Genomic DNA, 26595 nt, shown 5'->3' with positions numbered 1-26595 from the left:
TGTTATGAATAAGTCATCGGTAGAGACACCGACAACGGCTGTTTATTAAGTTAAAAAATAAAATTCTGGTAAATTTATTATATTTTGTCGTTGTTGGTGTCCTCACCAACGACAAATTTAACCAATCAATTTACAGAGTAATGAACTAAAAAATTGACTAAACGTTTGAAATTAGCTTGAATAGTTTCATTTGCCTTTTGAATAACCAAAGAACGGTAATAAAGCTCTACTAACTCTTCATATCTTGGATTGTTAGTAATCTTGGCTAAAACAATTCCTTTAAAAAAGCGATGGTGCTGATTATAAATATATAAAATTGGACGTTTAGGAATTCTATTAAAGGCTAAATCTAATTCTTGCATTGAATTTTTTTCTTCTAAAAAAATCATTCCTTCTTCACTCATAAATTTTATAAGTTCTTCAGCACACACTTCTAAATCTTCTTCGTTTTCGGCTTTGTATCTAAAGTAAGGGTTTTGATTTAATTTTCCCACAGAAACTGAAATAGTAGTTGTTTGATTTTGAAAATCAGTAGGGTTAGACAAAAAAGGTTGAGTAATACGTTCTACTTCATCTTTTCTAATTCCTAAAGTTACTTCAATCCAAATTTCAGTCTCATACTGTGAAATAGACAAAATTACGTTTTGAAAACCTATTTTATCTGTTTTCCTGAATTGACTATAAACATCTATATACTCAAATCCCCATTCTCTAAAAAATGGGATGAGTTGTTTTACAAAAAAAGTTTGAGCTGAGATAATGTCCATGAATCAATTACGAATTATAAATTACGACTTGCTAAAGCAGCAAAGCTAACCTTTAGCTCGGCGCAGTCAATTACAAATATAGTATCATTGTACTGTGATAATTTGTAATTCCAATTATGTTGTCTTTAATTTTTTACTCTAAAGCGTAAGTTAAGTTGTATACTTTTTTATTGTGGAGTCAATAAGTTGAAAGGTTTTATTTTTCAAATCTTCGATATCTTTTTCTGTTAGATTTGTAGTTATTATCGGTTTATGATAAATCATTTTACAATGATGACGAGTAAATTTGAAAGGCTGTTTATCAGGAAAAATTATCCAATTATAAAGAATTGTTACAGGAACTAAAGGAATACCTGTTTGAATAGCTGCACGAAAAGCACCATCTTTAAAAGGATTTAGTTCAGGCTGCTTATCACCAATAATTCCTCCCTCTGGATAAATCAAAACATTTTTGCCTTCAGCTAAAGCTTCTTTTACTTGCTCAAAGGCTTCAAAACGACTTGTTCCTTTTCCACGACTGACGGGAATATGAATCTTTTTAAAGATGTAACCAAACAAAGGAGTTTTACTGAGCGATGCCTTTCCCATAAAAACACTAAACTTAGGCACAGTCATTACCATAGCAGCAATATCCATATAAGATGTGTGATTAGATACATAAATATAGTTTTGCTTCGGATTTGGCTCAAATTCCCATTCTGTTTTCATTTTTATTCCTATTCCAAAGTATAAAACCTTTGCCCAAATTCTATATAAGAATCCGTTCCAGTGATGCCATTCTTTACGTTGCGTTGAAAGCCATAAAAAAGGATATAAAGATAAAAAAACAAGCATAAACCAGAAAATGCACCAAATAGTATATAAATTCATTTTTTCAGTTATCAGTTATCAGTTACCAGTACTCAATTACCAGTGAATAGCAATCAATACTGTAATTAGTAAAATCTAAAATACTCTTATTAAAAGTAATCACAAATTAACGCAAAAAAAAATTGACAATCCTCAAAGAAGATTGCCAATTTATGATAATATTTATTCAGTAACGTTGATTGTTACAATGCAAAGTTAATGCGTGTAAGTAATCCACCTGTCTGAACAAATACCCCTTCCGAACCAAGTGAGCGTACTGGAAACCTCCAATACGGTTCAACTTGTAGCGTTAAATGTTTTCCTAAGGAGGTTTCAATTCCTGCAGAAACATTAATGGTTGCAAAAAGCTGTAAAGCTGATTGTGTTTCCCTTTGTCTGACTATTTCTTGTGAGCGAGTAAGACGTGGGTCATAAATATCTTGATAAGAAACGGTATAATCCGATTCGTAACGTTCTTTTAAAAAGAAATAATTTGAAGTACCTGCGGATACAAACCATTTATTTCTAGTTGTTTCAATAGCATTGTAACGCAAATGTATAGGTAAATCTATTAATTGCCAATTAATTTTTGTCTTGTTTTTCTTTACCCAAGCGTTATCATTTGGGTTAAAGTAATTTGTAATATTTGGTATAGAAAGAGATTCTTCTATATCAATTTGCTTTTTCATATAAAGTGCTCCTGCCGAAATATTAAATCGTTTAGCAACTTGATAATCAGCCATTACACCATATCCATTTGCATAATTCATACGCTGTTTATCATTGCTTTTATAGATGTTTGTCATTGCCATAAGGGCAGCTCCAATTCTCCATTTTCCGATAGCACTTGCTACTGGATTTTTTCTAATTAATTCTTCATTCTGATTAGAAGCAATAAGCATTTCATCAATTTCTAATACTGGTAATACTACTTCATTTGGTTTAACATCAGCAAATAAATCAAAAGTAGCCTTTTCCAATTTTAATGCACTAAGCACTTGATTTGATTCTACTTCTTTACTTGCTTCATTATCAGTTAATAAAGTATTTGTGATAACTATCTTTTCTTCTGAATTATCTAAAGAATGATTAAAAGCTATTTGATTGTTTTTTTCTAATTTTGTTTTTGAATTAGAATATAATTTTGTTTTAGTGAAATTAGTAGTCTTTTTATTTTTGGCTGAATCTGTATTTGAACTACCACTCAAATTACTAGCTATATCTTTATTATGATTATTATTTTCTTCTAAATTACTTTGTGTAAGTGTTTTATCATCCGTAGAATTATTATTAATTGATTTTTGATTAGTAGAAGTTTGATTTTTGATAGAATTTTCTTGAAAAGCTATTCCTCCATTCGAAATTTTATTTGCTGAATTATCTAAAAACTGATACCCTCCAAATAACAAGATTACTGCTGCTGCTCCCATAGTTGCAAAAACTGCTAAGCGTCTAAATACTACTGCTTTACGGTCTTTTTCATTATGAGCAGCCAATTTTGATTGCATAGCCGACCAATCAGCAGGTTGAAAAGTAGGCTCATAACTCTGTGCCACCTCCTTAAACCGTTCTGTAAAACGCTCCTCCGATGATTTGTGATTCCCGTTTTGGTTATCGTATATATGCTTCATACTTTTTTCCGAAATGCTCTTTTATTAGTAAGCGTAATTTTTGTTTTGCTCTTGACAAGTTTGAACGAGAAGTTCCTGCTGGAATTCCCATTTGTTCTCCAATTTCTTCGTGTGAATAGCCTTCAATTTCATAGAGGTTAAAGGTAATTCGATAAACATCTGGTAAAGATTGTACAAGTGCATAAATTTCATCTGCACTCATTTGGTCTATCACATCACCTGTCGAATCTTCTTCTCTATCGGCATATTCTACATCTAAATGATTGGTATGTTTTTCATTTTTGCGATAAAAATCAATTGCTGTATTGATAATTATTCTGCGAAGCCAACCTCTAAACGACTTTTTGTTGTCATATTGATTTACTTTTGTGAACACTTTCATAAAGCTATCATTTAACACCTCACTCGCTTCGTCTTTGCTTTTGCAATAACGTAGCGATACCGACATCGCATAACCATAAAAATGCTTGTATAACATTTCTTGACTTTTTGCGTGTTTATTTCGGCAGCCTTCTATTAGGCGAAGTTCAATATCTGTTAGCTCTATGGCTTTCACCAACAATTAGTAGTTAATGTGTTCTTAGGGTAATATTTAAGTTGCTTTCAAAGTCCTTACGCAAGTAAGTTTGGAAGTGCTGCAAAGGTGTAGCAAAAAATTCAAAAGTTTTTATGTTTTTCTCATTTTTTTTGAAATTTTGTATTAATGTTCTTTAAAAAAGCCTTTTGAATAGAGATTGTAACAATTTTGAAGATTGAAATTTTGTGCTGTTTTTTTTAACCTCATTGATAGCGAAGCCTCAACAACAGGTGGTTTTCTCATTTTTAAACTGTCAACGAGACGTTGCTGTTGTTGAGAAAAAATATCAAGGTTAGCGATTTTTTCAAATGTTATGACTAAATAAAATCCTTTTTTTATAACCAGCTTAAACTTTATTTCTCCAATTCTTATAAGGCTCAATAGTTAGATTGGAATTGTAGTATTTGTCTTCTCCTGTAACTTCTACATCCACCCAAGACGGAATGCTAAATTTTTCTTCTTCACTTTCCAATTCAATTTCTGCTACTATAAGTCCAGAATTATCTCCAAGAAATTCATCAACTTCCCAAATTTTATTTTCGTACAAGATTTCATATCTAATCTTTGATAATTCAGAAATTGAAAAATTATCTAATAATTCTTTCGCATCCTGAAGTGAAATCTCATATTCATATTCAGGACGTGTAGCACCAATTGATAATCCCTTGATTGTCAGAAAGGCTTTTTCAGTTGTTTGTCTTACTCTGATTGTTTTGTTTGGGTCTGTCAATAAATAACCTTGTCGGTAAAATTGCCCTACTTTTTTCTCACTATCTTTCCACTTTTTATGATTTACTAAAAACTTTCTTTCTATTTCTTTGCCCATAAAAAATTATTTATTTGGTTTCCTCAGTGTTGTATCTTTTTTTATAGCTTGTGTGCGATAAGTTCCTTTTTGGTCATAATAATTATCTTTTTTTACTAGCGTATCTTTTTCAACTTTGTTTTTAGAAGAATCTTTTTTTCCGATATTTTTACGAATAGTAGAAACAATTTTTTCAGAAGGAGTAGAAACTTTAAGCTGATGACGGTCAGAAAAAAGAACAAAGAAAAATTTTAAAAAGACAAACAAGCCTACAAATATAATAGAAGGAAGAATCACAACTAAAATTTTAGAATTTGCTATATATCTGAAAAATTGTAACATTAGATAGACTGTATTAATTATTTTGTTTTAGTAAGAGAATTAAAATCTAGTTCAAAATGCTTTCCAGTTTTGATGCAGCTTCAAAAAGTAAGTTTTCACTATTTGGCAGACAGCAAAGCATTACCGAAGTGGGCAAACCTGTTTTTCTATCTCTATATTTCCAGGCAGGAATAGTAATAGAAGGCAAATCCATAACATTAGTAAAAATCATGGGTGAAAAGATATTTGGAACAAGTGGCGACATATCTATTTGCATTGTCTGCTGATGTTTGAGTGCAATATCTCCAGAAGTTGGAAGAAGCAAAACTCCTCGTTGCCCTATTTTTTTGTATAAATTCTCTTTTTCTTTTTGATAAAATTGAATCATTTTATTTAATTCTTTATCCGAAGGTTCTAAAAATTTAGAAGCCAAAAGTACGGAATAAATCTCACCTGAAACGGTTTTTTCTCCAATTACTCTGCGTAAAGATTCCACAAAAACAGAAATACCAACATCTTTATCATTTCTCAACCAATCTTTCAAACCTAGTTTCATTGCCTTTATCATCATTTTACCAAAATTCCAATGAATTTTTCCGATGTTTTCAATAGTTATATTTTTAGGTTGTAAACCTTCGTTCAGAAGACTTTGTTTGGCTTTAATCAAAACCTCTTTTATTGTTTCGTTTCTTATTTCTGTATCAAAATCTGTACTTATGATAAGCTCTGCATTGCTCAAATCATTGCTATCTGTTGGGATTTTATCAGCAATTACTTCATAAACTAGTTTTGCATCTCTAACAGAGTGTGTAATTGGTCCTACTGCCAACCAGTCATTTAAGAAAAAATCTTCTCTTTCTATAAATGGAAAAATTCCTTTTTTACTCACAGCTCTTCCAGAAGGTTTAAATCCTACCAAACCACAACAATGAGCAGGATAACGAATAGAACCACCGACATCTGTTCCAATTCCGATAACCGACCCACCAGAAGCAATCAAGGCACTTTCTCCCCCTGAAGAACCTCCAGGGATATATCCTTCTACATACGGATTATTTGTAACTCCAAAACGTGGACTTCTTGTTTCGTGTCCAAAACTAAACTCTGGTGTGTTGGTGCGAGCAATAATAATTGCACCTTCTTTTTTCAGTCGTTGAACTACTAAAGCATCTTTTTCGGCTATTTTGGCTGGCATTCGCATTGAGCCTCCTGTTACTTCTTGTCCTTCTAAACCTATAGGCTCTTTGAGTGAAATAGGAATTCCTTCTAATTTCCCTCGTTTTTGTGTTGTAGAGTTATCTTTTTCTGTGCTTTTTTTTGCTTCTTCTAAGGCTTCTTTTGCAAAAAGTTGAATCATTGCATTTAGCCTTTCATGATTGTCTGCAATGTTTCGCAACGATTTTTCTACCAAATTAAGTGAAGTAGTTTTTCCGTTTTCAAAATCTTTTAAAAGCGAAGTTGCATCAGAAAATTCATGTGTATCTTTATCTATTGGACGAGTAAAGTTGTAGTCTTTCATGGTAGTAAATTTTGTTCTTTGTCAGCCATAAGTATAAAGTGATTTTTTAGTTTTTTGTTTTACTTAATAATTAACCCTTATTCTCGTTTGTTTAACATTACACTATATACAGACTTCTTACTTTCTTTTTGATGAGTAAAACATAAAAATAGTGTAAATAAACTTACATTTGTGGGACTGCCTCCAAATTTCATGTAATTTTGTATTATCTCACTTCTATCTAAAAAAATACAGCTATTAAAATTCTCATTATATGAAAAGTAATATAAAAAGTATCGTGGAAATAAAAACTCTAAAAAGTGCTTTAATGCTACTTCTTTTAGTGATTTTTAATGCTCTTTTTTGGAATGAAATGTTGGGTTTGAATCTATTTATATTTTCAAATCTATTGATAGGAACTTTCTTGTTGTTTCATAGGAAGAGTTTTAAATATCAAACTGTTAGAATAGCTATTGGTTTCACTTTCGTTACAGGAATTATGGTACTTATTCATAATTCTATAATCAGTAAAATTGCTCATATTGTATCTTTTTGTTTGATGTTAGGTTTTTTCCAACAAGGAAATCTTCGTTTACTTAGTTCTGCTTTTTGGAGTAGTTTAGTGGCTCTTGTGTCTATACATCATTCTTTTTTAGAGCAAATCAATTTTATTAAAGCTCCTGCTACTATTCCAAAATCCTCTATTCGCAAACTTCGTCTTCTGATTATTCCTTTAATTGCTTTTAGTATATTTTTTATGATTTTTAAGATAGCTAATCCAGTTTTTAACAAAATGACGAATAATTTAGGCAATCAATTATTTGATATCTTGAGTAATTTGTTTGTTGATTTTTCTTTTTTGAAAATTCTGTTTCTACTTCTTGGAGCTGTTATAATTTTGGTAAGTCTTGTCAAACGTGAAACTACTCTTATAGTTGCTCTATGGGAAAGTATGAAAACAGATGTACTAAGAAGAGAGTTGAGCAGAGAAAGACGAGTAATGGAAATGGAATTACTGGAAACACAAAAAGATACTACTTTTAAAATTATGGATTTGAAACAAGAATATCAAACTGGAATACTCTTGATTGCAATGGTAAATCTTTTATTATTAGTTGTAAATGGTATTGATATTCAATTTTTATGGCTGAATTTTGAGGTTGATGAAGCTGGAAATCTAGCAGAATTAGTTCATGAGGGAACGTATATGTTAATAATCAGTATTTTACTTTCTATGAGTATTTTGATGTATTTTTTTCGTAAAAATCTAAATTTCTACCTCAAAAACGAATTACTTAAAAAGTTAGCTTATGTTTGGATTTTCCAAAATACCATTTTAGTAATTTCTGTAGTTATCCGAACGTACTATTACATCATTGAACATGGATTGGCTTACAAAAGAATTGGTGTTTTGCTCTTTTTGGCTTTGACGACCTATGGTTTGTATTCTTTATTTGTAAAAATTAAGGAACACAAATCAAGTTTTTATTTATGGAGAGTAAATAGTTGGGCAACTTATGCAATGCTCGTTTTTATGGCTTGTATAAATTGGGATATGTTGATTGTCAAATATAATATTGAAAAATGTAAAACAGTAGAAAGCAAAGCTAAAATTGATTTAGGATTTATGCTCAGTCGCTCAGACCAAACTTTGCCGATTTTAAGGGAAAATAGACAATATTTTGAAACTGATAAAAGAGGTATTTCTTCTTATCGTAATTCGCCTAATGTAAATACTTATGGAACATATTTAGATGAACGTATTGAAACGTATCTGCAAGAACAAAAAAAATACTCTTGGGCTTCTTGGAATTATGCTGATGCAAAAACGGTGAGTTTGTTAGAAGAGAAATAGTTTTTTTTAAGCTACCTATAAGTTTAAAAACCAAACAAAAAAATGAAAGTATATTTAAACCTGTTAGTCTGTATTTTTGTCTTGTTTTCATGTAATCAAGTCAAAAAAGGAGTAAATAAATTTGAGGATAAAAAAGGAAGGTTTAAAATTTCTTTTCCTACGAAACCTACCCTAAAAGAAGAACCTTTTACTACTTTGGAAGGAGAAACAACTCAATATGTATTTATATCAGAACCCAAACTAGATGATAATATTTCATATAGTGTAAGCTATATAGATTACCCAAAAGAGTTTACTGATATAATCAGTACAGAGAATACCTATAATTTTTTTGCTACCTTTAATTCCATGGCTCTCAATTCCAAAAAGGTTGAATTAATAGGACTTTTGAACCAAAAAGTATTAGGATATACAGGAAGAGAGTTTCGATTTAAAGATATTCAAACAGGTATGTTTTCTAGAACTAGAATGTATTTAGTTGATAATAGAGTTTATATTCTTACCATAAATACAAAGGAAGAAAAAAATTTCAACCTAGGCATTAATGCGTTTTTTGATTCGTTTGAGCTGATTAATACACAGCCTAATCCAAAAGCAGAAGTACAGACTGAAAATGCTGAAAAAATATATACTATTAAATTTAATAACCCTACAGAGATAAAAGAAACGGAAGCAGTTACTGAATATGGTGATGTAAGAATTGTTTTAGAAGGCTATCAACCAAAATTAGAAAATGATGAAAATATTGCTTATATGGTTAGCACCCTCACATATTCACAAGATATCACACAAAATGTTGGTTTTGATTTAGATGAATATTATTTAAGTATTATTAGAGCAGGTCTTAATGGAAGACAATCTACTCTGATAAGTAAAAAAGAAATATCTGTTAGTGGAATTAGTGGAATTGAAACCAAAGAAAGTTTAAAAGAAGGAAAGATGATGATTAAACAGAGAATACTTCTTAAAGGAAAATCACAAATAGCAATTCAGGTTGTTACCATTCCTCTTAAAGATGAAAATGAGTCTATGAATGAATTTCTAAATTCTTTTAAATTCATTGAAAAATAATTTTATTCCAATCATTTGCTTTAATTAAAATAGAGTAAGAATAAAATATTCCTATCATTCTACATTTATTTTTAGATATTTGTAGTATACTCTTTGGAGTTCAAATAAAAAGTACTAAAGGCTTTAGCCTTCAGTAGAAGAAAGTTTTTTCCATTAACTTTGTCCAAAGATAAACTTATCAATCATAAAACTTTATTGATACTTCAGTTTGTAAAAGACTTATAATATAAGAGTAGTGGTAGATTGTTAAATATATCTATAAGGTTTTGTAGCATTAATTAACTTGCATGTTTATATTATTTACAATTATTAATAGTCTGCTTATCAAGCAAGTAAAGTTATTTTAGAGTTTCAAAAATATAATTAATAAGACTTTTGTAAATTTACTTTACATTTTATTTTTAAAAAAGAGTATATGTATTGCAGTTATCCGATATTGTTTTTTAACAAAATAATCGTTTAATTAACTTTTCACTTCACAAAATTCATGAATATTTTCAAAGTTCGTTTTTTTTGTATTAAATTAATTCATTAGAACAAAATGGCATTTAAACAATATATAAAAAATATAGTAAATAAGCTACCTTATATTAAAACTCTCTATAAACAAGTAGAACATTACAACAATAATGCGTTTGTGCCAGCAGGTCATTATTATTCTCCAATAGTTTTGGTAAAAGAAGCAGAGGAAAAGCAAGATGAAATATGGAAAAACCAATATAAAGATGGAATAGCAGGTATTGACCTAAATACACCAGAACAGCTAGAGCTTCTTAAAAAAATATCTGCTTTATATCCTGAAATGCCATTTGAACCCTATCAAAAAGAAGGGATACGATACTATTTTGAAAATAACTTCTATCATTATACAGATGGAATCATTTTATATGGTATGATGCGTCATATAAAACCAAAAAAAATTATTGAAGTGGGTTCTGGATTTTCTTCTGCATCAATTTTGGATGTTAATCAACTATTTTTTGATAATTCAATTCATCTTACTTTTATAGACCCTGATACAGAAAGATTAGATAGTCTCTTAACTCAAAAAGATAAACAAAACTGTATAATCAAGAAAGATATAGTACAAAATATTCCTTTAAGCGTTTTTGAAGAACTAGAAGCTGGGGATATTCTATTTATTGATAGTACACATGTATCCAAAACAGGAAGTGATGTCAATTATCTATTATTTGAAGTTTTACCTGCACTAAAGTCAGGTGTTTTTATTCATATTCATGATATCTTTTACCCCTTTGAATACCACAAAAAGTGGGTTTTTGAAGGACGTAACTGGAATGAAAACTATATATTAAAAGCCTTTCTAATGTATAATGAAAAGTATAAAATTATACTTTTTCCAGATTATTTGCATCGATTATATGCAGATAGCTTTAAAGAAATGCCTCTTTGTTATAAGCACTTTGGAGGTAGTTTTTGGATTGAAAAGCAATAATACTTTATAAATTTGATCAGTTTTAGAATTTTGACTCTGTATATATATGACACTTTCTTAAATTTGATAATTTTCTGAAAAATAGCAAGATTGAAAGATAATTCTACATTTATTTTATAGATATTTGTAACTGAATCCTCGTTGAGAGTTGCATTTGAGCCTCAACGACGGTTTAAAATAAAAAAATCAAGGAATTGTAGCTTTGATTTATTTCTAACCCTAATGTTGTTGCGTTTGTAAGCGACAACTAACCAATTTTTATGAGCGAAATTAATGTAACTCTTCCAGACGGAAGTATCCGAAAGTATCCACAAGGCACAAATGCCTTTGAGGTAGCACAAAGTATCAGTGAAGGACTCGCACGTAATGTGCTGGCAGCCGAAGTAAATGGCGAAGTGTGGGATTCTACCCGAGCATTGCCAGAAACAACAGCTTTAAAACTCCTCACATGGAATGACGACAACGGAAAAATGGCGTTTTGGCATTCTTCTGCCCACCTTTTAGCCGAAGCCTTAGAAGCTCTTTACGAAAATGTAAAATTTGCTATCGGTCCTCCTATCGAAAACGGTTTTTATTATGATGTTGATTTTGGTGAAAAAACTTTTTCTTCTGATGATTTGCCCAAAATCGAAGCGAAGATGAAAGAACTTGCCAAACAAAAAAACGAATTTGTAAGAAAAGAAGTTTCGAAAGCTGATGCAATTTCTTATTTCACAGAAAAATCAGATCCATATAAATTAGAAATGATTGAAGCCTTAGAAGATGGCAAAATCACTTTCTATACACAAGGTAATTTTACAGATTTGTGCCGTGGACCTCACATTCCAAATACTTCTGGCATAAAAGCCGTAAAACTTTTGAATGTAGCTGGTGCATATTGGCGTGGCGATGAAAACCGTCAGCAGCTCACACGTATCTACGGAATTACATTTCCAAAAGAAAAAGAATTAAAAGAATATTTAACGCAAGTAGAAGAAGCTAAGAAAAGAGACCACCGTAAATTAGGAAAAGAACTAGAATTGTTTACTTTTTCTGAACGTGTTGGTTTGGGGCTTCCTTTGTGGTTACCTAAAGGTACAATGCTTAGAGAGCGTTTAGAGCAGTTTTTAAGAAAAGAACAAGTAAAACGTGGTTATGACCCTGTTGTTACACCTCACATTGGACACAAAAATCTCTATATTACTTCTGGACATTATGAAAAATATGGCGAGGATGCTTTTCAGCCTATCAAAACACCTTCGGAAGATGAAGAGTTTTTCTTGAAACCAATGAACTGTCCTCATCACTGTGAAATTTATAAGACAAAACCACGTTCGTATCGTGACTTACCGTTGCGTTTGGCAGAATTTGGAACAGTTTATCGTTATGAGCAGAGTGGAGAATTGCACGGACTTACTCGTGTACGTGGATTTACACAAGATGATGCACACATTTTCTGTATGCCAGACCAAGTAAAAGACGAATTTAAAAGTGTTATCGATTTGGTACTTTATGTATTTAAAGTATTCGGTTTCACAGATTATTCGGCACAGGTTTCACTTCGTGACCCAGAAAATAAAACGAAATATGTAGGTTCTGATGAAAATTGGGATTTAGCAGAAGCTCAAATAAAAGAAGCTGCCGAAGAAAAAGGCTTAAAAACTGTCATTGAATACGGAGAAGCTGCATTTTATGGACCTAAACTAGACTTTATGGTTCGTGATGCAATCGGTAGAAAATGGCAATTAGGAACAATTCAAGTAGATTACAACCTTCCAGAGCGTTTTGAATTAGAATATATTGGTTCGGATAATAAGCCACACCGTCCAGTTATGATTCACCGTGCGCCTTTTGGTTCGATTGAACGTTTTGTAGCTATTTTGATTGAAAGTACAGCAGGAAATTTCCCTCTTTGGCTTTCTCCTGACCAGCTTGTTGTTTTGCCAATTTCGGAGCGTTTCAATGATTATGCAAAAGAAATTGTTCAAAAATTACGTCAAAATGATATTCGTGGTAGTGTAGATGAGCGCAACGAGAAAATCGGTCGTAAAATTCGTGATGCAGAAGTTGCAAAAACGCCTTATATGCTTTTAGTAGGTGAAAAAGAAGTTGAATCAAATACCGTTTCGGTTCGTAAGAAAGGCGAAGGCGATTTGGGTTCAATGAATATTGAAGAGTTTATGAGTCATTTTGTAACAGCTGTTGATGCTGAACTGGCTGAGTAAATAATTTAATTACAAATTATGTAAAACTGTTAGACAGGGCATGTTCATAAAAAATAATGTCCAAAAAAAAGGGGCGTTTGCTAAATTTTCTATTTTTGTAATTCTAACCTACAAAATATAAAACTATGCATACTCCCCAAAAAACGAATTTACAAAGTATTATCAAGAAGTACAAACTTGTCTTTTAGACCACCGAGATAACCGTGGAAAACAGCATTCTTTAGCATTTGTCATTGTTCTGTTTATGCTTTGTATTTTACGCTCTGATAAAAAACTGACAGTCGCCTATATTCATCGTTCTATGTGCCGTTCTTATAAAGAAGTAGCTCAAGATTTAGATATAGAAGTTTCTTCGTGTATTTCTTATACTCAACTTCAACGTATTCTAAAAAAAGTTGATTATCAAGGTTTTAATGCAATTAATGAAACCTTCTTTCATCAATATATTTATAAAGATGCTTTGGAATGGTACGCCATAGATGGAAAAGAACTTCGTGGTAGTATTGATGATGTAGCAGGAGAAAAACGAGGTCAAAATGTAGTTTCTCGTACTTCTCATTCAACTAAACAAAGTAGTATTGTAGGGTGGTACAATGGAAGTAAAGACTCGGAAAAGACTGTTGTATCTCATTATTTTAACTCCTACGATTACTTATTAGGTAAATATACGTTAGATGCTCTTCATTTGAGTAGTGAATTACCTGCTTTAATAGCAAAAAAAGGAGGTATTTATTTGATGCAAGTAAAGGCAAATCAAAAACTTCTTTTAGAAGATTGTAAACATATTGACGATAATTTAACTACTTCTTATAAAAAAGAAGCCTACCAAAAAGCGCATGGAAGAGAAGAAATACGAATCGGTTTTGGATATGAAATGAATACAGAATCATTACCCAAACGTTGGAAAGAAACGAAAGTCAAAATCCTGATAGTAGTAGAAAGAGAAAGAAAAATCACAAAAACACAGAAAAAAAGTAAAGAAAAAAGTTACTGGGTAACCAATTTACCTCTCAACCAAATTAATTTCCTAGAATTATTTATGGCTATAAGAGAGCATTGGGCAATAGAAGTACATCATAATACAAGAGATAAACAAATGGGAGAAGACAATTTGATAACTAGAAATGAAAACCAAAGTAGGTTTATAGCTGTTTGTATAACACTAGCTACAAACCTATTGGAAGTGCAAAAAGTAGAAAATCTCACAGTACTCAGAGAAGAATTAGCCTACAAAGAACGAAATGTATATCACCTCTTTGAACATAAAAGATTTTTATGAACATGCCCTGAACTGTTAGATTTTCAAAAAGAAAATCTAACAGTTTTTTTTGTAGCTTACTCTTTAGAGTGAGTAAAATTGTACCGTAGGCTTTAGCCTTCGGGTAAAATTAAAAATATTACGAAGGCTAAAGCCTACGCTACAGATTCGCACCTTAAAAGGTACGCTACATTAATTCATCTTTTAGATATGAAAATGGGTATTGTTTCCATTCTTTTACAATTGCTGCTTTTACAGGATTCTCTAGAATATAATGAACTATGTTCTTGAGTTCGTTGTCATTTCTTATATAATGGTCGTAGCTTTCTTTCTGCCAAAAATTCCCTTCTCGTTTCAAAATTTGATTGCTTTCATAAGCAGAGCCTCCTTTTATGAGTTGCATCGTTTTGCTTACTGTTTCATTTTCATAATCTGCTGTACAAAATAATACATGTACATGATTAGACATCACACAATATGCTAATAAATCATATCTTTTCCCATCATATTCTTTCATTTTATTGATAATTATTTGAGCTACTTTCGTGTTTTTTAAGAAATCATCATCTCTTGAATAACGTTCTAATAGAATATCATAATCTGCAAAATATTTTTTTCCTAACTTATAAAGAGATGTGTTTCTTTCATTTTTAGAATTCTGTTCCTTTTTAATTTTATTTATCTTTAAATCATACTCTTCTTGTATTTCTTTTACTACTTTATTTGGAAGGGCATTATACAGGCAAAATGTAATGAAAAAGGTAGCTCCTCTTGGATAAATATGAGGTAAATTGCGATGTTGCATATGTAACTTACTCTTTAGGATGGGATAATACACTAAATATTTTAGTACCGTATTTCAAAAGTTTATCTGTATTTTGAGATTATTTTATTACTATCAGGCACTTTAACTTTATTGAGGGCTATAGTTCAGAAGTATCTGACAGTTGATTTATTGATAGAATTTTGACATAAACAAGTTTTTTAAAACCTCGTTGAGGAACAAAATAAAATAGCAGATAACTTATGAAACACTGGATTTAGCCTTTAAAATGAAAATAAGATCATTTTTTCTTCCGAAGGCTAAAGCCTACAGTACAGATTCGCACCTTAAAAGGTACACTACTGCGATTTGCTTTATTAGAAATAAGTATAAATTTACCAAAATCTTTGGGATTTAGAACAAAAATAATGAAGATCAATCCGAATAGAAAAAATGGTAATTTATCATAAATTCAAATCAGTATTTTTTTTTAAATCCTTACACCTTATCTTTGTAAGTCTTTTAAAAACCACTAAAAAAACAGCACATATAGAACAAAGCCGTCCTAAAAACCAAATGATAACCACTCAACGACTTATTTTAAAACCATTAACTTATAATCAGTTGATAAAGTATATAAATTGTAATAATTCATTGGAAGAAGAACTAGACTTGAAACCAAATTCAAGGACAATATCCCCAGAATTGAAAGAAGCACTTGAACAAACTATTCTTCCAAATGTAGCCAATAAAAGTAAAAATTATTTGTATTCAACACTTTGGACTGCCATTTCAATAGCTGAAAATAAAATGGTAGGCGATTTATGTATCGTAGGCGAACCAAATAAGGAGGGAGAAATAGAGATTGGTTATGGAACATATAAAGAATTTCAAAATAAAGGATTTATGACCGAAATTGTGAAAGGAATTATTGAATGGACAAAGACACAACCAAAAGTAAAATTCATTCTTGCCTCAACAGACAAAATAAATACAGCTTCTTGCAAAGTTCTTGAAAAAAATAACTTTAGTATTATTGGAGAAACTGATTCACTATTAAATTGGAAATTAGACCTCAGTTAATTTTATTCAAACTCAAAAAAATAAACATAAAATATAATTCTGTCTTCTCTACTTTCCTACTATCTTTTTCCCTCAATATTCCCTATTTTTGTACTCTAATTCTAACTAGAAAAACTTAAAAACGAATAAAAATTGCGTACAGAAATAAATAAACTTGGCGAATTTGGACTTATTGAACGTATAGCTTCCAATTTTCCACTTCAAAAAAACACTTCCAAAAAAGGAATTGCAGACGATGCAGCTGTTATAGAAATTGAAAATGGCAAGCAACTTTTAGTTTCGACGGATATGCTTGTTGAAGGAATTCATTTTGATTTGTCTTACACTCCTTTGAAGCATTTGGGCTATAAAGCTGTTTCGGTAAATGTCTCAGATATTGCTGCCATGAACGGTATTCCTCATCAAATTACGGTTAGTCTTGCACTGAGCAATCGCTTCTCAGTTGAGGCAGTTGATGAATTTTATGAAGGTGTAAAGTTTGCTTGTGAAGATTATGGAATTGATTTGGTAGGAGGTGACACCACAAGTTCTCCAAAAGGATTAATTATTTCAATTACTGCGCTTGGACAAGCTAGTCCAGATAAAATTGTTTATCGAAATACAGCAAAGAAAGGTGATGTTTTGTGTGTTACAGGCGATTTGGGAGCTGCTTTTGTTGGCTTACAGATTTTGGAAAGAGAAAAAAGAGTTTTTATGGATGCGCCAGAAGCTCAACCTAAACTAGATAACGCAGAACATGTCATTGAAAGACAGCTCAAACCAAAAGCTCGTATGGATATTATTTATGAGTTAGAAGAAAAGGGAGTTTTGCCTACTTCCATGATGGATATTTCGGATGGTTTGGCTTCTGAAATTCACCATATTTGTCGTCAGTCGAAAGTAGGAGCTATGTTGTACGAAAAAAACATCCCTATTTTTGAAGAAACAGCCGTAATAGCAGCAGAAGAGCTAAAACTTAGTCCTCTAACATGTGCTTTGAATGGTGGCGAAGACTACGAACTTTTATTTACCATCAAACAAGAAGATTTAGAAAAAATTGAAAAAATAGTCGATGTTCATTTGATTGGTTATATTCACGAAGCTGAAAAAGGTGTAAAAGTAGTTATGAATTCAGAGCAACTAATGGATATAAAAGCACAAGGTTGGAATCATTTTTAATTGTGAATTATTAATGGTTAATTGTGAATTAATCAGTATTTTTATTTTTTATACTAAAAAGATAATTGTTTAGGAAAAGGCAAACCTTTTTTGCCCTACAAATAAATACAATATATATATATTTGTACTACTTCTAAATTCTAAATTCATCCTTCTAAATTTATTTACATGTCTGTTGCTAATTCTTCCTCAGCCAAACGTATCACTACGCACTCGTTGCAGGAAATGAAAAATAAAAACGAAAAAATCTCTATGCTTACAGCATACGATTTTTCGATGGCTCAAATTCTTGATGCTGCTAATATTGATGTTTTGTTAGTTGGCGATTCTGCTTCAAATGTTATGGCAGGACACGAAACAACTCTTCCAATCACGCTTGACCAAATGATTTATCATGCTTCTAGTGTGGTGCGTGGTGTAAAACGTGCGCTTGTGGTGGTTGATATTCCTTTTGGTTCATATCAAGGAAATTCTCGTCAAGCTCTTGATTCTGCTATCCGAATTATGAAAGAATCGGGCGCACACGCTGTCAAGATGGAAGGTGGAGAAGAAATTAAAGAGTCTGTTATGCGTGTGCTTTCTGCTGGTGTTCCTGTGATGGGGCATTTAGGACTTACTCCTCAATCTATTTATAAGTTTGGAACGTATACCGTTCGTGCAAAAGAAGAAACAGAAGCTGCAAAACTTATTGAAGATGCCAAAATTTTACAAGAATGTGGTTGTTTTGCTATTGTGGTAGAAAAAATCCCTTCCAAACTTGCTGAAAAAGTATCAAAAGCAATTGATATTCCGATTATCGGAATTGGTGCTGGTGGTGGAGTGGATGGACAAGTTTTGGTTTCTCATGATTTACTGGGAATTACAAAAGAGTTTAATCCTCGTTTCTTGCGTCGTTATGCTGATTTGAATGATATTATGCAAAAGGCTGTTGAGGAATATATCAAGGATGTAAAAAGTGAGAATTTTCCTAGTAAAGATGAAAGTTATTAAATGTATTTTCTTTAAAGGCTAAATTCATAAAAAACGCTTGATTGTAATAATTAAGCGTTTTTTGATTAAAAAGAGTTCTGTTAAATTTCTATTTTTAGGAAAAAACAACTCAAATTAAACAAAAATATGCTTGACGAAAAAATTACACTTGAATATGATAAACCTAAATGCAAAATTTATTATCATCAGGATATAAATGCAATTCAGTTTGAATGGTTTGGTCATGTTTCCCATGAAGAATTTGTAGATGCGTGTGATTTTTTTTTAGAGTTATTGATAAAACACAAAAGCAGCAAAATGATTGCTAATAATTTGAAATCAGAAGCTGTAAGTCCAAAAAATCAAGATTGGTTAGACAAAGTGTGGTTTCCTAGAATTTACGAACATGGATACAGAACTTCTGCTGTTATTGCATCAAAAAGTATATTTAATCAAATTACAGTCAAAAAAATAGCCGATAAAATGGATAAAAGTAAATATACAATTCGTTTTTTTTCTAATTTGCAAGAAGCTATAGAATGGCTAAAAACAGTGTAAAAATAATTGTAAATTGTGAATGGTAAATTATGAGTGTAAGTAGTCGTACAAAATTAATAATACATATAACTGATTAGCGAGTGATTTACCTGATTTTTAAGATGAAATACAAGATAAATACAAATGAAGTTTAGCGAAGCTAAATAATAATATCTTTTTAATACTTATTTAAATTTTATTGTATTATCCTGTAATTATCATAGTAATCATAAAAATCACTTGCTAATAATGTCTTACTACTTAATACCCAATAAATCACAATTCAAATATGTTTAATTTATCATTTTCTATTCCTAAAATGCCATTAGTGTTTTAGTAAAGCGACATCAAATAATATCATAACTATGCAATTCGAATTCAAAAATTTAGGAACAATAAAAGAAGCCCAATTAGAAATGGGTAATCTAACCGTTATTTGTGGAAAAAATAATACTGGGAAAACCTATTTGACTTATGGGATTTGGGGGATATTGGATATAGAAATTATAGGTAAAACTAATATAGAATTATTCTCCACTAGACAATTAGAAGATATTGATAATTATATTGATAAGGCAAAAATAGAAGAAGATGAAAGCTATTTTTATTTAAAAATAGATGAAGAGCATTGGAGCAAAGCAGAACAAATTATTAACAGTTTTAATAAGCACAGCATAAGTAGTGTATTTGCAAGTAATGGAAAAGGTTTTCACAACTTGAAACTGCATCGTGTTATCGAACGAAATCGTAATTTTTCAATCTTTAGTTTAGATATTGTTTTGACAAAAGATTTTAGTTTGGAAGTGAAAATTTCAAAAAGAGAGAGTAGTCTAAAAGAATTATTGACTATAGACAATGTTAAACAGCACCATGCTTTCAGTATATTTATACTTTTGATTTTTATTCAATCATATCGTAATAACATATTCCTCCTTCCAGCTCAAAGAGATAGCATAGAATTATTTTATAAAGAATTAGACAAAAATAGAAGTCATTTATTAGAAAAATTAAGAACTACAAGAGATTTAAGTTTACTGGATAAAGAAAGTTCCCGCTTTCCACAACCCATCGAAAAACTAATTGATTTCGCTAGAGATTTAACACGCCAAGTCATCAAAACGGAAAGTTTTCTCGCTAAAGAATATCCCGAATTATTAAAAGAAGTTGAGAATTTATTAGGTGTAACCTATGAAGTTTCGGGCGATGAGGTTTTGATAAAAGACAATTATTCTACTCAAAAAATTCCTGCCTATATGGCTTCTACATCGGTTCGTTCGCTTATGCACTTGCATTTTTGGCTAAAACACAAAGTTCAAAAAGGCGATTTATTGATGATTGACGAACCAGAATTGAATCTACACCCAGAAAATCAAATCAAAATGGCTCGTTTGTTTGCCAAACTTGTCAATGCAGGAATTAAGGTTTGGATAACGACACACAGCGATTATATTATAAAAGAACTCAATAATTGTTTGATGTTTTCACAAGAAATAGAGAATAAAAAAGAACTTTTAGAAGAGTTAGGCTATAAAGAAAACGAAATTTTGAAACGTGATGATATTCGTGCTTACATTGCTCGTTATGATGAAAAACTAGAAGGTTGTACAGTAGACAAAGTAGAATTCGATGAATATGGAATGGTAATGACTACTTTTGATGAGCAGGCAAGAAATATAAACACAGTTGCACATCGTTTGGCTGATGAAATTGATGAGGAAAACTTAAAACAAACTACCACCAAAAACAACTAAAAAATGAGTAGAGTAGAAAAAATAGAAAACCTACTTAATAAAGATTTGATTTTGGTTTCCGTTTCTCATCAAATAAGTTATGTTCAGATAAAAGAAACACAAGCTGATGCTTTTCTAAAACGACTGACAATAAAAAATTTACCTAAAAATGCCCTAGTTTTTACTTTAGATGTAGAAGGTATTGGAAATCTTTATTTCAATAAATCTAGTCCAACTGCAAATAAATGTTCTGACTTTGTTATTCTTTATGAAGACAAAGATAAAATTAAAGCATTGTTTTGTGAAATAAAATCGTTTAACCCTTCTCGTCCAGAATATGAAAAACAATTAGAAAGTAGTTTTTTATTTGTAGAATATGCGTGCAAAATATTGAATTCTTTCGAAAAAGAAACCAAAATAGATTCGTCAAAGTATTACTTATTCCATTTGTACGAACCTAAAAATAGAGATATGATGAGAAGTTCGCCAAGAGATAGATATACACCTCACAAAAAAACTGAAGAGATGAAATATATTGTAACATCGTCGAAAAAGCCTGTTAAAAACAAATACATTCAAAAAATAGCCTTTCAAGCTGAAAAAGGAACTGTCTTAAACCCATACATTGACTTCAATGAACTTTAAAAAATTCAACAAAAAAAAACTACTAAAATACACAGGTATTTTCCTCTTGCTTCTTTCTGCCTTAGCAATTTGGCAAAGAGAGCTTATCGCTTACGGACTTTTGCAGCTTAACGGACAATTAGAAGTCATGAATAATGCTCGTTCGTTTGAAGAACTAAAAAAAGATGTAAATTTTCCAGATTCTTTAAAAGCAAAAATAAAAATTATTGAAGAGGCTAGAAAATTTGGAATGGAAAAACTGGGAATGAAATTTTCTCAAAATTACACCAAAATATACGACCAAAAGGGAGAAAGTATTTTATGGAATGTTTCAGCTTCTTATCCCTATAAATTAGAAGCCTATGAGTGGAAATTTCCGATAGTAGGAAAATTCTCTTACAAAGGTTATTTTGATTTAGAGAAAGCTAAAAAGGAAAGAGATAGATTGAAAAATGAAGGTGAAGAAGGAATTAAATTTGATACAAATATTCGTTCTGTTTCAGCTTGGTCGACTCTAGGCTGGTTTGAAGATGTTTTGCTTTCCAATAATCTGGAAAGAGATGAAGGCGATTTGGTAGAACTTATTTTACACGAACTTACCCACGCCACACTTTATGTAAAAGACAGTGTAAATTTTAATGAAAATCTCGCTAATTTTATAGGAGAAGAAGGTGCAAAACTATTTTTAGAAGAAAAATATGGTAAAGATTCAAAAGAATTAAATGATTATATTTTTTCACTTCAAGATTCTAAAAAATATAGAAACTTTATGCTTTTAGCTTCTACTTCCTTAGATTCAGTTTATCGTTATGGAATGGACAACAGTCTTTCAGATATACAAAATGAAATAGCTAAACAAAATCATTTTAATCTAATCAAATCAAAAATAGATACGGTTTCATTGTCAAATAAAAACTGGGCAAAACATTTTCAAGAAAGAGAACTCAATAATACTAATTTTATGAGCGTGAGAAGGTATAATTCAAGTCAAGATACATTGAAAACCATTTATAAAGGACAGTTTAATCAAGATTTGAAAGCATTTTTGAAATACTTTAGTGAAAAATATCCGTCTTTATAGAACCAATAAATATACGAAATTTATTTTAATGAAGTTGGTTTGGTATAACAAGATTTTGAAAAATTATCAAACAATTGCATAAAAAAACTCAAACCAAAACGACTTGAGTTTTTTTATGTGATTTGTTATTTACTAAAAATCAATTCTGTATCCTACTATTTTTATTTTTCACTCTCAACGACGGCAACGCCTTGTTGACGGTTAAAAAATAGCAAAATAAACCGTCGTTGAGACTCAAATGAAGCCGTCAACGAGGATTTAAAAAATAGAGAAATAGAATAAAAATCAATTATTCTTATCCAAAAATTCTACTACAAAATGCCAAACATCTCTATCGGCATTTTTTCCGATAACACAATCTTGGTGTCCGTAACCTTCTATTACATGACGCTCGTAATGCTGTTCTGGATTGAGAGCTTTTAAACGGTTGTAGGTTCTTTCAGTTGCTTCTGGAACAAAAACTTCATTCTTTTCTCCATGAACAAAACACATCGGAATATTCAAACGGTCTTTTGCGTGAGGTAAATAAACGTCTTCTCCTTCAGCATTTCTCAATTCTTTTTCTCTTGACATGAGAGTAAGTTGCTCATAGGTAGTCAGATTTGTTACTCCAAACATCTCGTGGAAAGAATCAAATGTTTTTTCATCAATATTTTCTTTTTCATATAATGTAGAAAACATAAATGTAACTCGGTTGGCAATTGGGTCGTTTGTATCCGAACCCAAAACACTAGAATAGGCTTTTACGGCTGTGTTCAAGGCTTTATCTAACCAACCCGAATTTGAATCTGTGTAGGCAGTCATCGTCTTAACTCCAAATTTTTTGAGAAGCGTCGGAACGTGTGCAGCAGCTTTGAGTTTGATTTGTTCGCCTCCAATAATATCAGTAGCTACTTGAAAACAAACCATTGAACGAACTCCTTTCAATCCTGCCAGCATTGCCATAACACCAGTAACTGCGCCAACACAGTGCGTAAAGAGTTGAATGTCTTTTTCGCCAGTAACCTCTAATACTTTATCTACACAAGCAGGAAAATCTTTGAGTGCAATATCGTCAGCTGTAGCTTGGTCTTTTGCAGACGGAAGCGCAATACTTGTACGATATTCCATTACCCAAACATCGTAGCCATGAGCGCAAAGATATTCTACCAAATTTGTATCAGGTGTATCAATTTCAAAAATAAGTCCTGAAACGCTAAATCCATGAGCAAGCATTACCGAACCTTTATTGACTCCCATCTCCAATGCTTCCTTGTTTCTTCCATCATAACGAGTAAGTCGTAAAGCCACACCATCAGAAGTAGTAACTGGATAAATTTGTGGTTCAGGCGCACGTAAAGGTCGTTTTTTTCGTGGTGGCGCACTAGGATTGAACGGTGAATCTCTAGCAAAAACACCTCCATACGTATCATAAAGATTTCCTGCAAAGTATTTTCCAAAACTATACAGAGCTTTTAGTTTTTCAGTATTTGTATCAGCATGAAGAGCTTTCATAGTTGTCATTTGTTTGATAAAATCAGTCAAATGAACATGAATAATTCCTTGTGATTTAATGTAGTCTTTATCTTTATCTAACAGTTCTTCTTTTACACTTTCTATATCTGCATAAATAGTAGTGTAAAGTGTTGTTGTGTCACTCCACATATCAAAACCTTTGTCTCCTCGTATGGTTTTATAGCCTTCAAAGTTGTAGCTTTCTCCACTTGGATTGAATAATTTTGCTTTATAAACCATTCTTTTGGTTTCCATTTCACCTTCATATTCTACAAAGAGTTGAAAACTTCCTTCGCTAATCAAAAGTGGGTCTGCTGAAAGTGATGGAGCTTCTACTGTTCCGACCATTCTAGACAAATGCTCTTTGTTGTGTAGCATTTTTTCCAAATCTTCACAAATAACTGTCAGCGTAATTTTGAATTCTTGATTTTTAGATTTACCAAAATTATATTCTCTCTCAAATTCTTCTTCACTTTTACATTTTGGTTCTTCAGCTGTTTTTTCATTAATAAATCCTTTCATGGTTTCAGTAAACTGAATTCCGATAGGCATTTCTTCTAACTCTTTCAAGATAGGAGCTTTTGAAGGCAAATCGTAATTGATTTCCCACCCTTTTTCTCTAGCCATAATTTTACAAATACGCTCTGAAAGTGCTGAAATTGTCAAGAGTGGATTTGCACCCAACGAACGAGGAACAATCGAACCATCAGCAATATAAAGATTTTCATAAACAGCATCTTCTTCTGCTTTTGTACAAAAAACTTGTCCTTTGTGATTGACAACACCTTCACGAGTATCTTCACCCATAATGCAACCACCTAAAGGATGAACAGTTACTAAATCTTTATTAAATAATTTTGTCCAAGTAGGATTCGGAACACTTGTGCCATTGAGAGCCTTAGTAGCTTCTCCAATATGGTCGCTGGCTTTTTTGAATATCTCTTCATTTCCAACACCTGACCACGAAATTTGCAAACGGTTATCTTTCAAAGTCAGCACACCTGCACTTTTATCATGTGTCATGATGAGATAAGTTTGTGTATTTTGGGTTGCTCCTTTATAAGCACCTCGTACTACACTTTCTAATTCTCTTTTTTTCTCTATTACTTCACTTACAAATCCTTCTTTATTTTCATCTTTTCCTGCAAGACTAGCCATTGTTATCATAAACTCAGGAAAAATCTTTGCCATTGGCGAAGGCGCAGAACCTTCTTCCAAAATCATTCCCTCTTCTTTATTTTCTGTTTTTCTAAGGTCAATTACAGAAGTAATACAAGGCCCAACAGGATTGTCTTTATCTAAATGTTGTCCTCTTCCAATTCCGTTTATTTTTTCATTTGTATTATATCCAAAACCCAAAACATCGCCATTTCCAGAAAAATGGAAGCCTAATTTGTTTGAAACCTCTAATCCTTTATCTCTAGAACGAAGCATAATTTCAGTAGAACCAAGTGTTCCTGCCGACAAAACAACTGTATCTGCTGTTACATACATTTCAGGTGCATCAAATTTTGTGCGTTGCGCTCCCAAGAGTTCGAAATGTACAATCCATTGCTCTCCATTTTTTTCTAAATGAGAAACCGAACATTCGACAAAAATATCTGCTCCAAAGTTTACAGCATCGGGCAAATAATTCATCATAGTCGTATTTTTTGCACCTACATTACAACCCGAAACACAATCTCCACAGAGATTACAAGGTTTTTGTTCTACACCAACATGATTTTCTCCATCAATATCAAAATTTACATTAATATCTGTTTTATAAAAAGGCTGATTCATCGTCTTTGCAGACTTTCGATGTGCTTCTAACTTGTCTAGTTTAGGAAAAGTATCAGGATATGGATTTGGTTTTAGCATTTGATAGGCTAAACGATAGCCTTCTTCTAGGTCACTCTGAGGGTTTTCTGATTCATCTTGTAGTATTTTAGGAAATACTTTTTCTTTGAGAACCCATTTTTCTGGACGAATAGAAACGTTTGCATTGACAAGCGAAGTACCACCTAGTCCACAACCTTTAAAAACATTTATATCATCATCTATCCAAAAATCATAAAGAGCAGATTGAGAACCTATTCTTTTATTGTTTAGATTGAACTGCATAGCAGAAGCAGCTTCTGTTTGTGTATCTGGGAATTCTCCTGTGAGATATTCTTTTCCTCTCTCTAACAAACACACTTTTTTTCCTGCACGAGAAAGACGAGAGGCAGTAATTGAACCTCCATAACCAGAACCAATCACAACCACATCATAATGAGGAAGCATTTTTTCGATAGGCTTGGATAAGCGACGATTTTTCATAAAAATTAAGTAAGATTTAGAGTGAAATTATTTTGTTCCCTAATCTAGTTAAAAAAATGAAAAATACATAGGATTGAAGAAAGACAAATTATAAATTATGAAATATTTATTCAGAGAAGCTAAGTAGGAATAAAATAAATTATTGATTATCAACAACTTACATTTTTAAATAATTTATCAAAAAAAACACTTTTTTTAGTAGAACTTTTACAAGTTTTAAAAAGCATATTATAGACTTTGACTAAGGAACAAGAATTAAATAAATTACTATTTTCAAACATTCAATTAACTGGTAATCAATAAATTAAATTCGCATTAATAAACAGGGTTAAAACCCTGTTCAATTAAAAAACTACTTTTTATAATTTTTTACAAAGAAGTTGTTTAAGAATAGATCTTGTATATTTGTTGGTGTCGCTACGCTAAAACACCAACAAAGGCTATGTTCTTTTTCCTTAGCACTAGGTTTGCAAACCTAGTGCTAAGGAAAAAGAGTATTCTTAAACAACTTCAAAGATATGTTTTCAAAAATAGGCTATGAATTATAAATTGGACAGGGTTTT

At 31.4% G+C, this 26595-nt stretch carries 21 protein-coding genes; 12 read left to right on the top strand and 9 right to left on the bottom strand.

The annotated features are described in order from the left end of the window. Positions 1-125 precede the first annotated feature (125 nt). The 7 genes from V9L05_RS22550 to V9L05_RS22520 all read right to left on the bottom strand — a co-directional run bounded on the left by V9L05_RS22550 (position 126) and on the right by V9L05_RS22520 (position 6469). Positions 126-767, bottom strand: coding sequence for a hypothetical protein (locus tag V9L05_RS22550; protein WP_338790919.1), 642 nt, complete (start codon positions 765-767; stop codon positions 126-128). A 150-nt stretch (positions 768-917) separates the two neighbouring features. Then, positions 918-1637 carry a lysophospholipid acyltransferase family protein gene (locus tag V9L05_RS22545; RefSeq protein WP_338790918.1) on the bottom strand — a complete coding sequence of 240 codons (720 nt, stop codon included), beginning with the start codon at positions 1635-1637 and terminating at the stop codon, positions 918-920. A gap of 182 nt (positions 1638-1819) precedes the next feature. Continuing rightward, complete coding sequence (locus tag V9L05_RS22540) at positions 1820-3247, bottom strand: outer membrane beta-barrel protein (protein ID WP_338815782.1); 1428 nt, start codon at positions 3245-3247, stop codon at positions 1820-1822. Further along, complete coding sequence (locus V9L05_RS22535) at positions 3228-3806, bottom strand: sigma-70 family RNA polymerase sigma factor (protein ID WP_338815781.1); 579 nt, start codon at positions 3804-3806, stop codon at positions 3228-3230. The genes V9L05_RS22540 and V9L05_RS22535 overlap by 20 nt, the downstream gene beginning before the upstream one ends. A gap of 364 nt (positions 3807-4170) precedes the next feature. Continuing rightward, entirely contained in the window at positions 4171-4650 is a 480-nt protein-coding gene (locus V9L05_RS22530; RefSeq protein WP_338815780.1) for a CYTH domain-containing protein, read from the bottom strand. A gap of 6 nt (positions 4651-4656) precedes the next feature. After that, complete coding sequence (locus V9L05_RS22525; RefSeq protein ID WP_338790915.1) at positions 4657-4971, bottom strand: hypothetical protein; 315 nt, start codon at positions 4969-4971, stop codon at positions 4657-4659. Positions 4972-5017: 46 nt separating this feature from the next. After that, positions 5018-6469 carry an amidase gene (locus V9L05_RS22520; RefSeq protein ID WP_338815779.1) on the bottom strand — a complete coding sequence of 484 codons (1452 nt, stop codon included), beginning with the start codon at positions 6467-6469 and terminating at the stop codon, positions 5018-5020. Positions 6470-6722: 253 nt separating this feature from the next. Between V9L05_RS22520 and V9L05_RS22515 the strand changes: the two genes are divergently transcribed. The 5 genes from V9L05_RS22515 (at position 6723) to V9L05_RS22495 (ending at position 14313) form a co-directional block, all read left to right on the top strand. Then, the gene (locus V9L05_RS22515; RefSeq protein WP_338815778.1) at positions 6723-8303 is read left to right on the top strand and encodes a DUF4173 domain-containing protein; all 1581 of its coding nucleotides are present in this window, start codon (positions 6723-6725) and stop codon (positions 8301-8303) included. A gap of 42 nt (positions 8304-8345) precedes the next feature. Then, positions 8346-9374: a hypothetical protein gene (locus tag V9L05_RS22510; protein ID WP_338815777.1), complete on the top strand. Its 1029-nt coding sequence runs from the start codon at positions 8346-8348 to the stop codon at positions 9372-9374. 541 nt (positions 9375-9915) lie between these two features. Beyond that, entirely contained in the window at positions 9916-10830 is a 915-nt protein-coding gene (locus V9L05_RS22505; protein WP_338815776.1) for a class I SAM-dependent methyltransferase, read from the top strand. A 260-nt stretch (positions 10831-11090) separates the two neighbouring features. Beyond that, positions 11091-13034: a threonine--tRNA ligase gene (thrS, locus tag V9L05_RS22500; RefSeq protein WP_338815775.1), complete on the top strand. Its 1944-nt coding sequence runs from the start codon at positions 11091-11093 to the stop codon at positions 13032-13034. 244 nt (positions 13035-13278) lie between these two features. After that, positions 13279-14313, top strand: a complete 1035-nt coding sequence (locus V9L05_RS22495) for an ISAs1 family transposase (RefSeq protein ID WP_338812018.1) — start codon at positions 13279-13281, stop codon at positions 14311-14313. A gap of 166 nt (positions 14314-14479) precedes the next feature. Here the strand turns inward: V9L05_RS22495 and V9L05_RS22490 are convergent, their stop codons facing one another. Continuing rightward, positions 14480-15097 (bottom strand): transposase, encoded by a 618-nt coding sequence (locus tag V9L05_RS22490; RefSeq protein WP_338815774.1) that lies wholly within the window; start codon positions 15095-15097, stop codon positions 14480-14482. A gap of 411 nt (positions 15098-15508) precedes the next feature. Here V9L05_RS22490 and V9L05_RS22485 point away from each other — a divergent pair, with 411 nt between their 5' ends. The 7 genes from V9L05_RS22485 (at position 15509) to V9L05_RS22455 (ending at position 22237) form a co-directional block, all read left to right on the top strand. Continuing rightward, positions 15509-16138 carry a GNAT family N-acetyltransferase gene (locus tag V9L05_RS22485; protein WP_338815773.1) on the top strand — a complete coding sequence of 210 codons (630 nt, stop codon included), beginning with the start codon at positions 15509-15511 and terminating at the stop codon, positions 16136-16138. Positions 16139-16270: 132 nt separating this feature from the next. Continuing rightward, entirely contained in the window at positions 16271-17296 is a 1026-nt protein-coding gene (thiL, locus tag V9L05_RS22480; protein ID WP_338815772.1) for a thiamine-phosphate kinase, read from the top strand. A 168-nt stretch (positions 17297-17464) separates the two neighbouring features. Then, on the top strand, positions 17465-18286 hold the full coding sequence (gene panB, locus V9L05_RS22475; protein ID WP_338815771.1) for a 3-methyl-2-oxobutanoate hydroxymethyltransferase: 822 nt from the start codon (positions 17465-17467) through the stop codon (positions 18284-18286). 126 nt (positions 18287-18412) lie between these two features. Beyond that, entirely contained in the window at positions 18413-18823 is a 411-nt protein-coding gene (locus V9L05_RS22470; protein WP_338790905.1) for an STAS/SEC14 domain-containing protein, read from the top strand. 344 nt (positions 18824-19167) lie between these two features. Continuing rightward, positions 19168-20553, top strand: a complete 1386-nt coding sequence (locus V9L05_RS22465; RefSeq protein WP_338815770.1) for an AAA family ATPase — start codon at positions 19168-19170, stop codon at positions 20551-20553. Positions 20554-20556: 3 nt separating this feature from the next. Then, the gene (locus tag V9L05_RS22460) at positions 20557-21177 is read left to right on the top strand and encodes a hypothetical protein (RefSeq protein WP_338815768.1); all 621 of its coding nucleotides are present in this window, start codon (positions 20557-20559) and stop codon (positions 21175-21177) included. Then, positions 21167-22237: an aminopeptidase gene (locus tag V9L05_RS22455; RefSeq protein ID WP_338815767.1), complete on the top strand. Its 1071-nt coding sequence runs from the start codon at positions 21167-21169 to the stop codon at positions 22235-22237. Before V9L05_RS22460 ends, V9L05_RS22455 begins: the two co-directional genes overlap by 11 nt. 285 nt (positions 22238-22522) lie before the next feature. Here the strand turns inward: V9L05_RS22455 and V9L05_RS22450 are convergent, their stop codons facing one another. Further along, positions 22523-26032, bottom strand: a complete 3510-nt coding sequence (locus tag V9L05_RS22450; protein WP_338815766.1) for a GMC oxidoreductase — start codon at positions 26030-26032, stop codon at positions 22523-22525. Positions 26033-26595: the final 563 nt, after the last annotated feature.

It is taken from the genome of Bernardetia sp. Wsw4-3y2 (genome assembly GCF_037126295.1).
Lineage (GTDB): Bacteria > Bacteroidota > Bacteroidia > Cytophagales > Bernardetiaceae > Bernardetia.
This window is presented reverse-complemented; position numbering and strand designations above follow the sequence as displayed.

Coding starts and splice junctions, on each gene's coding strand:
- V9L05_RS22550 (WP_338790919.1), bottom strand. CDS start 767: ATGGACATTATCTCAGCTCAAACTTTTTTTGTAAAACAACTCATCCCA.
- V9L05_RS22545 (WP_338790918.1), bottom strand. CDS start 1,637: ATGAATTTATATACTATTTGGTGCATTTTCTGGTTTATGCTTGTTTTT.
- V9L05_RS22540 (WP_338815782.1), bottom strand. CDS start 3,247: ATGAAGCATATATACGATAACCAAAACGGGAATCACAAATCATCGGAG.
- V9L05_RS22530 (WP_338815780.1), bottom strand. CDS start 4,650: ATGGGCAAAGAAATAGAAAGAAAGTTTTTAGTAAATCATAAAAAGTGG.
- V9L05_RS22525 (WP_338790915.1), bottom strand. CDS start 4,971: ATGTTACAATTTTTCAGATATATAGCAAATTCTAAAATTTTAGTTGTG.
- V9L05_RS22520 (WP_338815779.1), bottom strand. CDS start 6,469: ATGAAAGACTACAACTTTACTCGTCCAATAGATAAAGATACACATGAA.
- V9L05_RS22515 (WP_338815778.1), top strand. CDS start 6,723: ATGAAAAGTAATATAAAAAGTATCGTGGAAATAAAAACTCTAAAAAGT.
- V9L05_RS22510 (WP_338815777.1), top strand. CDS start 8,346: ATGAAAGTATATTTAAACCTGTTAGTCTGTATTTTTGTCTTGTTTTCA.
- V9L05_RS22505 (WP_338815776.1), top strand. CDS start 9,916: ATGGCATTTAAACAATATATAAAAAATATAGTAAATAAGCTACCTTAT.
- thrS (WP_338815775.1), top strand. CDS start 11,091: ATGAGCGAAATTAATGTAACTCTTCCAGACGGAAGTATCCGAAAGTAT.
- V9L05_RS22495 (WP_338812018.1), top strand. CDS start 13,279: ATGCTTTGTATTTTACGCTCTGATAAAAAACTGACAGTCGCCTATATT.
- V9L05_RS22490 (WP_338815774.1), bottom strand. CDS start 15,097: ATGCAACATCGCAATTTACCTCATATTTATCCAAGAGGAGCTACCTTT.
- V9L05_RS22485 (WP_338815773.1), top strand. CDS start 15,509: ATGGTAATTTATCATAAATTCAAATCAGTATTTTTTTTTAAATCCTTA.
- panB (WP_338815771.1), top strand. CDS start 17,465: ATGTCTGTTGCTAATTCTTCCTCAGCCAAACGTATCACTACGCACTCG.
- V9L05_RS22470 (WP_338790905.1), top strand. CDS start 18,413: ATGCTTGACGAAAAAATTACACTTGAATATGATAAACCTAAATGCAAA.
- V9L05_RS22465 (WP_338815770.1), top strand. CDS start 19,168: ATGCAATTCGAATTCAAAAATTTAGGAACAATAAAAGAAGCCCAATTA.
- V9L05_RS22460 (WP_338815768.1), top strand. CDS start 20,557: ATGAGTAGAGTAGAAAAAATAGAAAACCTACTTAATAAAGATTTGATT.
- V9L05_RS22455 (WP_338815767.1), top strand. CDS start 21,167: ATGAACTTTAAAAAATTCAACAAAAAAAAACTACTAAAATACACAGGT.
- V9L05_RS22450 (WP_338815766.1), bottom strand. CDS start 26,032: ATGAAAAATCGTCGCTTATCCAAGCCTATCGAAAAAATGCTTCCTCAT.